At 64.6% G+C, this 3,486-nt stretch carries 3 protein-coding genes and 1 pseudogene; 3 read left to right on the top strand and 1 reads right to left on the bottom strand.

From position 1 onward, the window contains the following. Positions 1–52 precede the first annotated feature (52 nt). Positions 53–916 carry an HpcH/HpaI aldolase family protein gene (locus AU192_RS20685; protein WP_207544967.1) on the bottom strand — a complete coding sequence of 288 codons (864 nt, stop codon included), beginning with the start codon at positions 914–916 and terminating at the stop codon, positions 53–55. Positions 917–921: 5 nt separating this feature from the next. Here AU192_RS20685 and AU192_RS20680 point away from each other — a divergent pair, with 5 nt between their 5' ends. The 3 genes and pseudogenes from AU192_RS20680 to AU192_RS20670 form a co-directional block, all read left to right on the top strand. Beyond that, complete coding sequence (locus AU192_RS20680; protein WP_064399398.1) at positions 922–2,067, top strand: acetyl-CoA acetyltransferase; 1,146 nt, start codon at positions 922–924, stop codon at positions 2,065–2,067. Beyond that, on the top strand, positions 2,067–2,498 hold the full coding sequence (locus AU192_RS20675; protein ID WP_064399397.1) for a Zn-ribbon domain-containing OB-fold protein: 432 nt from the start codon (positions 2,067–2,069) through the stop codon (positions 2,496–2,498). The genes AU192_RS20680 and AU192_RS20675 overlap by 1 nt, the downstream gene beginning before the upstream one ends. Further along, a pseudogene (locus AU192_RS20670) lies at positions 2,495–3,409 on the top strand (amidohydrolase family protein); the annotation flags it as partial. The gene AU192_RS20675 and the pseudogene AU192_RS20670, both read left to right, overlap by 4 nt. Between the last annotated feature and the right edge of the window lie 77 nt (positions 3,410–3,486).

Here is a 3,486-nt window from a genome sequence, read left to right as displayed (position 1 = left end):
CTCTAGATCGCGGTGGGCATCCGTCCTCCTGTTGTCGTGACGAGGCTCTCGACTATCGGCTCGCCGCGCGCCTCTCGAGCTCACGGAGGGCGTACGCACGGGCAGTGGCGGCTTCGGTCATCATCCCGACGTCGGTTCCCGCCGAGATGAATCGCAGTCCCAGCCCTACAAAGCGTTCCAGCAGGTCAATGGACTTGATCCCGGCCACTCCCAGCGCCACGCCGTGTGCACGACAGGCCGCTGCGACAGAGTCTACTGCATGGTGGAAATGCTCATTCTCATATTGCCCGTGGATCCCCATCTCGGCCGTCAGATCGCTGGGCCCAAGCAGCACCATGTCAACCCCCTCGACGGCTGCGATCTCCTCGGATGCCGCCACCGCGTCGGGCGTTTCGATCATCACCGCCACCACGGTGTGGCGCTCGAGTTCGCCCGTGAGTTCGGCGGTTGGACGAGGTGCGTATCCGCTCACCGCGTTGGGTCCGGAGATGGACCGATGACCGAAGGGCGGGAAGCGAGCGGCGTCGACGACCGCCTGTGCCTCGTACGCCGAGTTCACGTGCGGCACAATCACTCCCACTGCGCCAGCGTCGAGTACGCGCGCGATCATGGTGGGGTCGTGCGACGGCACCCGCACGAGACCGGAGATGCCGGCACCGAGCGCGGCCACACAGAGCATTCCCGCCGTTTCGAGCGAGCACGAGGTGTGCTCGAGATCGACATAAACGGCGTCGTATCCGCTGGCCGCGGCAATCGCTGGCACGTCGGGCGTGCGGGCACTCAGCAGTGCGAGGCACAACACCAGGCGATCGCCCTTCAAGGCATCCCGCAGCGGTCCCGGCACGCACCTACGGTAACGGAGCGAGAACGATGATTCCACTATGGCGTTAACGTCATTTTCACCTATGGTAACCATTACATATGTCCGAGAACCGGGTCGCGGTGGTCGGCGCCGCGCTCTCCGATTGCGGGCGGGTGCCCGACAAAACGGCGATGGCGCTGATGGCGCAGGCCGCGCAGCGGGCTGTCGCAGACGCCGGCCTCACCAAAGACGACATCGACGGCTTCGGCGGCCACGGGACGCTGTTGCCACCCGTCGAGGTGAGCGAGTACCTGGGCCTGCGACCGACGTGGGTCGATGCCACCAACGTCGGCGGATCGTCGTGGGAGGTCATGGGGCGGCACGCCGCCGCGGCCATCGCGGCGGGCGAGATCGACGTAGCCCTGCTGACCTACGGTTCGACCGCCCGCTCGGACGTCAAGCGCCGGGTGCGGGCCTCGGCCGCGGCGCTGAGCACCGGCGGCGCCATGCAGTTCGAAGCACCCTACGGCGCCACGCTGATCGCCAAGTACGCCATGGCGGCCAGGCGACACATGATCGAGTACGGGACAACCGAGGAACAGCTGGCCGAGGTCGCCGTCGCCGCCCACGAATGGGCGGCCATGAACGAGAACGCCTTCGAGCGTGATCGGATCACCGCCGCGGATGTCGCCACCGCGCCGATGCTCGCCGAGCCGTTCACGTCCAAACACATCTGTTTGCGCACCGATGGAGGCGGCGCGGTCGTGCTCGCCAACGAGAGGGTGGCGAAAAGCTGTGCGAAGGAACCCATCTGGATCCTCGGTGCCGCCGACGCCGCATCGCACGTGAGCATGAGCGAATGGCCCGACTTCACGACATCGGCGGCCGCACAATCGGGTCCGCGCGCGTTCGCTCAAGCGGGGGTGACCCCGGCGGATATCGACGTCTGTCAGCTGTACGATTCGTTCACCTCGACCGTCTTGCTGACGGTCGAGGATCTCGGGTTCTGCGCCAAGGGTGAGGGTGGTCCGTACATCGGCTCCGGCGCGCTCCGGCCGGACGGCGCGCTGCCCACCAACACCGACGGTGGCGGGCTGGCGTCGTGTCATCCCGGGATGCGCGGGATGTTCCTGATGGTCGAGGCGGTTCGGCAACTGCGCGGCGAATGCGGAGAACGACAGGTCGAGGGTGCCCGCCTGGCGTGCGTGCACGCGATGGGCGGCTTCTTCACCCACAGCGCGACGATGATCCTCGGGAGGCAGTGATGCAGTCGCCCAGCGGTCCGAATCGCCCGACCATCGACAGCGATAGCGAAAGCTGGTGGGCAGCGGTTCAGGATCACACGCTGATGATCAACGAATGCGGCTCCTGCGGCCGAAATTCGTTGTACGCCCGACCCTTCTGTCCTTACTGCTGGAGCGAGGACGTGCGTCTCGCGCCGGCCGCCGGACAGTCGCGCCTCTACACGTGGAGCGTCATCCACCAGAACGCCGCGCCGTTCGACGCCGTGCCTTACGTCGTCGCGATGGTCGACCTCGAGGAGGGCCCCCGCCTCATGACCGAGATCATCGACTGCCCTGTCGATGAACTCTGCGCCGGGATGGAGCTCGAGATCGTCTTCCGCGAGGACGACGACGGATTCGTAGTACCGGTTTTTCGGCCGGCAACTGAAAGCACAGAGAGGAACCGCAAATGAACAAGGACGACATGATCTTGATCAGCGTTGATGATCACATCGTCGAGCCGCCCGATATGTTCAAAAACCACCTGCCCAAGAAGTACATCGATGAGGCGCCGCGGTTGGTGCACAACCCCGACGGTTCGGATACGTGGCAGTTTCGTGACACGGTGATTCCGAATGTGGCGCTCAATGCGGTGGCGGGCCGGCCGAAAGAGGAGTACGGCCTGGAACCGCAGGGGCTCGATGAGATTCGGCCCGGTTGCTGGCAGGTCGATGAGCGGGTCAAGGACATGAACGCCGGCGGGATTTTGGGGTCGATGTGTTTTCCGTCGTTTCCGGGTTTTGCGGGCCGGTTGTTTGCCACCGAGGACGTCGAATTCTCGCTGGCGCTGGTGAAGGCCTACAACGACTGGCATGTCGAGGAGTGGTGCGGGGCCTATCCGGCGCGGTTCATCCCGATGACGTTGCCGGTGATCTGGGATCCGACCGAGTGCGCCAACGAGATCCGGCGCAACGCTGAGCGCGGTGTGCATTCGTTGACGTTCACCGAGAACCCGGCGGCGATGGGGTATCCGAGCTTTCATGATTTCGATCATTGGAAGCCGATGTGGGATGCGTTGGTCGACACCGAGACGGTGCTCAATGTGCATATCGGTTCGTCGGGGCGGTTGGCGATCACCGCTCCGGATGCGCCGATGGATGTGATGATCACGCTGCAGCCGATGAACATCGTGCAGGCGGCCGCGGATCTGTTGTGGTCGCGCCCGATCAAGGAGTATCCGACGCTTAAGATCGCGTTGAGCGAGGGTGGTACGGGGTGGATTCCGTACTTTTTGGAGCGGGTGGATCGCACTTTTGAGATGCATTCGACGTGGACGGGTCAAGACTTCGGCGGCAAGTTGCCCAGCGAGGTGTTCCGCGAGCACTGAACCGCCCTGGTTCTGCCGGAGGCTCGATCTATTGGATTGCGACCAGGGGCTGGTCGCTCCGTTGGGCATCGTAG

This window comes from Mycobacterium lehmannii (genome assembly GCF_001499925.1).
Classification (GTDB): domain Bacteria; phylum Actinomycetota; class Actinomycetes; order Mycobacteriales; family Mycobacteriaceae; genus Mycobacterium; species Mycobacterium lehmannii.
This window is presented reverse-complemented; position numbering and strand designations above follow the sequence as displayed.

Bases quoted from the DNA above. Each gene is read 5' to 3' on its own strand.
- AU192_RS20675 (WP_064399397.1), top strand. From the start codon at position 2,067: ATGCAGTCGCCCAGCGGTCCGAATCGCCCGACCATCGACAGCGATAGC.
- AU192_RS20680 (WP_064399398.1), top strand. From the start codon at position 922: ATGTCCGAGAACCGGGTCGCGGTGGTCGGCGCCGCGCTCTCCGATTGC.
- AU192_RS20685 (WP_207544967.1), bottom strand. From the start codon at position 916: ATGGTTACCATAGGTGAAAATGACGTTAACGCCATAGTGGAATCATCG.